5 protein-coding genes are annotated in these 5,729 nt (G+C 73.8%); all 5 read left to right on the plus strand.

Going from position 1 to position 5,729, the window contains the following annotated elements; translation table 11 throughout:
- Positions 1-88: 88 nt before the first annotated feature.
- Positions 89-885: GAP1-M domain-containing protein (locus AOK22_RS42325; RefSeq protein ID WP_482255567.1), on the plus strand; the 797-nt coding region annotated here is incomplete at its 3' end.
- 46 nt (positions 886-931) lie between these two features.
- Positions 932-2,509 (plus strand): GTPase-associated protein 1-related protein, encoded by a 1,578-nt coding sequence (locus AOK22_RS44090; RefSeq protein ID WP_425264108.1) that lies wholly within the window; start codon positions 932-934, stop codon positions 2,507-2,509.
- A gap of 187 nt (positions 2,510-2,696) precedes the next feature.
- Positions 2,697-3,356, plus strand: a complete 660-nt coding sequence (locus AOK22_RS35070) for a vWA domain-containing protein (RefSeq protein ID WP_055702750.1) — start codon at positions 2,697-2,699, stop codon at positions 3,354-3,356.
- A 38-nt stretch (positions 3,357-3,394) separates the two neighbouring features.
- Positions 3,395-4,243, plus strand: a complete 849-nt coding sequence (locus AOK22_RS35075) for a protein phosphatase 2C domain-containing protein (protein WP_157872383.1) — start codon at positions 3,395-3,397, stop codon at positions 4,241-4,243.
- A 19-nt stretch (positions 4,244-4,262) separates the two neighbouring features.
- A complete protein-coding gene (locus tag AOK22_RS35080) occupies positions 4,263-5,612 on the plus strand; it encodes a serine/threonine-protein kinase (protein WP_193433307.1) in 1,350 nt (449 codons plus the stop codon).
- Positions 5,613-5,729 lie beyond the last annotated feature (117 nt).

The raw sequence follows: 5,729 nt of genomic DNA on the forward strand, positions 1-5,729 counted from the left end.
CCGGCCGGGGGTGGTCGGCGCTTCATGGGGCGGGGGTGAACTTGGCGGACGGCCTGCGGGCCGGTGCCGCGGTTGGTCAGAATGTGGCATGGCCATCCGTCGCCTCAGCTACCGGCTCGGTCAGGAGCCGGACACCGGAACCCGTTTTCTGGTCCCCGCCGCCGCGGGAGACCCGCGGGAAGAGCAACTCGCGCCCGGCGAAGGCGGGTTGAGTGATGTCGTCGAGCGTCTGATCGGCACCGGGTCCGAGCTGAGCTACAGCCTGCTCCCGGACGGCGGCCGGCTGCTGTGCGCGGCCCTGCCGGGGCAGCGGGTCGAGGCGCTGCACCTGAGCGCCGACACCCCGGGACCCGGACCCGTCTGGCCGATCGACACCTGGCGCTCGGACACCTGGGAGCCGGGCGCCGAGGACACGCTCGGTGCCGGGTTCGTCGAGTCCGAGTTACCCGTGCCCGAGGCGCACGTCGACCGCGAGATCCTCGTGGAGTTCGCGCGGTCCCGTGCCGAGCGCGTGGCGCCGTTCCTCACCGATGTGCGACGCCTGTTCGAGGACCCGGCGGGCCGGCAGATCGTCCTCGTGGAGGAGGACTCCGAGAGCGTGGCCCGCTGGGTCGCGCTCGCCTGCGCCTCGCTGCCCGAGGCGTACGTACCCGAGCTGACGTTCACCACCTGGACCACCGACCCGCACGGCGCGCCGCAGCAGATCATCGGCATCGGCCCGGACGTGGAGTTCGACCGGTCCGACGACGCGACGGTCGAGTACCTGTACCGCGTCCACGACGCCACGGGCGGTCCCGAGAGCCCGGCCGCCGAGTTCGACGCCTGGGCCCAGCTGACGGCCGAGCGGTGGCTCGCGGGCAATCCGCCGCGCCCCGAGCCCGGCGCNNCCGGCGCGGCGGCCGCGCCCGAGGGGCCCTTCGCCCTCATCCCGCTGATCTCGGGCGCGGCGACGGGGCGTGCGCACGCGAAGGGAGAGAGCGAGGGCGACCCGCGGACGGCGGCCCCCGCCCCCTCCGGCGCCGATCTCGCGGGGCTCGGCGGCGACTCCCTGCGCGCCGTCGTCGAGGCCTTCACCCAGTCCGTGAGCAGGGGCGAGACCGACCCCCGCACCCTCGACGAACTCGACCGGCTCTGCCGCGGGCTCGACGGCGACCACGCCCTCGCCGCCCGGCCGCTCGCCCTCGCCCTCGTGCGGCGCCGGCTGGACGCGGCCCGCACCCGCGGCACCCTGCCCGACCTGAGCGCGTTCGAAGGACTGCCGCTCGGCCAGGAGGCCTGGCGGGAGCTGCGCGAGGAGTACGGCGCCCGCGCCGACGACGCCCTGCGCGCCCGCCTCCGCGACGCCATCCCCGCATGGACGGAGCCGCTGCGCCTGGCCCTCGCGGTCGGCGCGGACGGCGGCCCGGGTCTCGCCGAGGCCATGGACCGCCTCGCGAGCGCGCTGCTGCACCCCGAGCGGCGCGACTGCCGGCACGCCGTCCAGGTCCTCACCGACCTGAATCACGTCGCCTTCACGCGCCGGGTGCTGCGCCTGCTCATCGTCGACTTCACCGAGCGCAAGCTCGACCGCCTGCGGGAGCTCGCCAACTCCCCCCAGGGCGACTGGCTGTGGAGCCATCTCGACGACGCGCCGCTCACCGTCCGCCTCGCCGCGGCCGCCGCCCGCTGGAGCGGCCCCCCGGACCACCTGCGCGGCGCGCAGCTCTTCGACCGGCTCACCGAACTCCTCCCCGGCAACCGCGTCGACAACGTCAAGACGCTGAAGCTCCTGTGGCGCCTGGTGTGGCGCAACACCCCGCCGGACCGGGCCGAACAGCCCTGGGTCGCCCGCACCTGCACGCCCCGCCTGATCGTCGAGGCGGGCCTCGGCCGCCGCGTCATGGGCTGGGTCCGGTCGCCGGACCGCTGCGACACGGAGCTGGTCGAGTTCGCCAGGGTCATGCGCAGCGACGGCCAGCTGGGCGCCGGCGACCGCGACACCGCCGACCTCCTCGTGACCGCCCAGGACCTCGTCGACGGCCGACTGGCCCTGAGCAAGGCCTCCGTCGGCCGCGTCCGGGAGCTGAACCGCAAGGTGTTGCCGCTTCAGGAGGTCCTGCGGCAGGGCGTCGACGAGAGGCTGGGCCGCGCCCTCGCCGGGGCGAACCCCCGCGACGTGCGCGAGGCGCACGGACTCCAGATCCTCGTCATCGCCGGCCCCCACCTGCTGCGGGCCTACCGCGCCCACCTCCTCGACGGGCGGGAGTGCGAGCGGATGGAGCGCGAACTGCCGGACAAGCCGCATGAGTTGGCTGCCTACTACCACATCTGGCGGCCCCGGCGGCGGCACGGCGTCACCCCCGAGTGGCGCGAGGTGGCCGCGGAACTCCTCGACCACGCCCTCGCGCCGGTCCTCGCCCGGCTCGACGACCATCGCCTCGGGCAGGTGGCCACCGTTCTCGAACGCGAGGGCCAGGACGTACAGGAATGGACGGCCTGGCGCCATCGGGTGGCCCAGAAGGAGGGCTGACCGTTCCGCACGGTGACCCGGAGGGCGCGGGGGACTCCTCCCGCCGGCTCCGGGCCCCCGCTCCATCGCCCGCGACGCACGAACCCCGCACGACCCTCCCCGAGAACCTCGGTACGACCCTCCCCACGAAAGGACCAGCGTGAGCGACACGACACAGACCGTCGCCGACAACTTCCCCGGCGGCAGCATGGCGAGCCGTCCCGTGCACTTCATCTGGATGCTCGACTGCTCGGGCTCCATGGGTGTGAACGGCAAGATCGGCGAGCTGAACTTCGCCATCCGCGAGGCCATTCCGGAGATGCAGCAGGCCGCCGAGTCCAACCCCGCGGCGTCGCTGCTCGTGCGCGCCATCACCTTCGCCAGCGGGGCGAGCTGGCACGTCAGCGAGCCCACCCCGGTCGACCAGTTCTCGTGGGAGGACGTCCACATCTACGGCGGCACGGACATGGGCGCCGCGTTCAAGCTGGCGGCCGGCGCGCTGCAGACCCCGCCGATGCCGCAGCGCGCCCTGCCGCCGGTGCTCGCCCTCGCCTCCGACGGCCAGCCCACCGACGACTGGCGTGCCGGTCTGCGCGCCATCGACGGCACCCCGTGGGGCAAGCGCGCGGTGCGCGTCGCCGTGGCCATCGGCGACGACGCGGACAAGAGCATGCTCAAGGAGTTCCTCGGCAACCCCGAACTGGAGCCCCTCCAGGCGAAGAACCCGCGCCAGCTCGCCGCCGCGATCCGCTGGATGTCCACCGCGGTCGTCAAGGACGCCTCCACGCCGAAGGTCGACGACGGCTCCAAGCCCACGACGCCCATCGACGTGCCGTCGCTGACCAAGGGCGAAGACGACATCTGGTGACCGGGCCGGAGACGACGACCAGACCCGAACGGGCAGTGGTGCACTGGATACTCCTGAGCGGCGCGGTCAAGGGCGTGGCGAAGAAGTACAGCCAGGACCGCGGTGCCGCCCTGCCCGTGGCCGGGGGGCGCGCGGCCGTCCTCGCGGTCGCCGACGGGCACGGCAGCGCCGCGCACTTCCGCAGCGACCTCGGCGCGCGCTGGGCCGTCGAGGAGTTCACGGCGTGCGCGCGGGCCTTCGCGGACGAGGCGGTCCGCGTCGGCGAGGACGCGGCGGGCTGGCCCGCCCTGCGCGCGGAGGCGCGCCGGCTGCCGCAGCAGGTGGGGCACCGCTGGCACGAGCGCGCCCTGGTGCACGAGTGCAACTCGCCCTCGCACGGCGCCCGTTCGCCGCGCGAGGCGGCCCGCATCCGGCCTCCGGAGCAGCCCGGGGTGCCGGACCTCGCCGCGTACGGCAGTACCCTCATCGGGGCCGTACTGACCGAACACATGCTGTTCTGCTGGCAGTTGGGTGACGGCGACGTCGTGCTCGTGGACGCCGACGGCACCCCGCACACCCCGCTCTCCACCGGACCGGACATGGGGGACGAGACCGACTCGCTCTGCGAGCCCGAGCCCTGGCGCAAGATGCGCTCGCACTGGCAGCCCTTCACGGGGGGCGCGCCGCCGTGCGTGCTGCTCTCCACCGACGGGCTCTCCAAGAGCTTCGCCGACGACCAGGGCTTCCTGGACTTCGCCACCGGCCTCGGCGAGCGCGCCGCCCAGCAGGGCGTGGCGGCGGTGCAGGACCAGCTCCCGGACTGGCTGGGGCGGGCCGCCAAGTTCTCCGGGGACGACACGACCCTCGTGGGCGCCGTCGCGGCGCCCCCGCAGCGCAGCGACGACTGATAGGGCAGAGAGGAACAGAATGGTGAACGGCATGCTCGCCGCCGGAAAGACCCTGGTGGCCGAGTCGGGGGAGAAGCTCAAGGTCGCCGAGCTCTTCGGCTCAGGCGGCCAGGGCGAGGTCTACCGCGTCACGTCGCCCACCGGCGACCAGGCGGTGAAGTGGTACTACCCCCAGCTCGCCGACGCCCGCCAGCGGGAGATCCTCGAAGGGCTCATCGCCAAGGGCTGGGACGACCCCCGCTTCCTGTGGCCGCGCTCCATCGTGATGGACCCCGAGGGCAGGCAGCCCGGCTTCGGGTACGTCATGGACGTACGGCCCGCGCGGTTCTGCGATCTGCCCGCGCTGTTCCGCCGCGACCCCTCGGTGTCCGCCGCGACCATGCGCACCCTGGTGACCGTGGCGCTGCACACCGTCGAGGCCTACCGCGCCCTGCACTCGCGCGGCATCGCCTACCGCGACATCAACTGGGGCAACATCTTCTTCGACCCGCGCACCGGTGACGTCCTGGTCTGCGACAACGACAACGCCGTCGTGGAGGGCGCGGAGGCCGCCGTCGCGGGCACGATGGACTTCATGGCGCCCGAGCTGGTGCGCGGCGAGAAGGGCCATCAGCCCGGGACGCAGAGCGACCTGCACTCCCTGGCCGTGCTGCTCTTCCTGCTCCTGATGAACGACCACCCGTTCAACGGCGCGCTGGCCCTGAAGATCCGCTGCATGGACGAGGCCGCCAAGCGGCGCCTGTACGGCACCGACCCGGTCTTCGTCTACGACCCGGCCGACACCCGCAACCGCCCGGTGCCCGGCGAGCAGCCGACCGTCGAGGCGACCTGGGGCGCGCTGCCGCAGATCCTGCGGGACCTGTTCATCCGGACGTTCACGGACGGGCTGCGCAGCCCCAAGCTGCGGGTGCGCGAGACGCAGTGGCGCGACGCGCTCAGCCAGGTGCTCGACTCCATCACCCAGTGCGGCGTCTGCGGCAAGCAGAACATGACCCAGCCGGACGGCGCGCCGCCGGACTGCTGGAAGTGCCGCCGCACGCTGACGCTGCCGCCCCGTCTCGAACTGGTCACCGGCACGGGTACGCTGCGCACCCGGCGCGGCATCCGGCTCGCCCCCAACGCCCGGGTCTACGCCCATCACCTGCGCGACGACCCCGAGCGCCACGACTTCACCGCGGTGGTCGGCGAGGTCACCGAACACCCGCAGCAGCGCGGCCGGTTCGGCCTGACCAACCACACGTCGTCCGTGTGGACGGCCCGCAAGGACGACGGCACCGTGCGCGACGTGGACCCCGGCAAGACCATCGCGCTGCGGTCCGGTCTGCTCATCGAGTTCGGCGGCGGAACGGAGGCCGTGGTCAAGGAGTAGGGCCCACGGCCCGGTGGCCCGCACAGGCCACCGGGCCGGGTCCGCGTACCGCCTACGACCACCAGGTCCGCCACAGCCGCCACCAGGCCCGCCAGCGGGGTGGCGGCTGTGGCGGAC

The organism is Streptomyces silaceus, from assembly GCF_001419745.1.
Classification (GTDB): Bacteria; Actinomycetota; Actinomycetes; order Streptomycetales; family Streptomycetaceae; genus Streptomyces; species Streptomyces silaceus.

Coding starts and splice junctions, on each gene's coding strand:
- AOK22_RS35080 (WP_193433307.1), top strand. CDS start 4,263: ATGGTGAACGGCATGCTCGCCGCCGGAAAGACCCTGGTGGCCGAGTCG.
- AOK22_RS35070 (WP_055702750.1), top strand. CDS start 2,697: ATGGCGAGCCGTCCCGTGCACTTCATCTGGATGCTCGACTGCTCGGGC.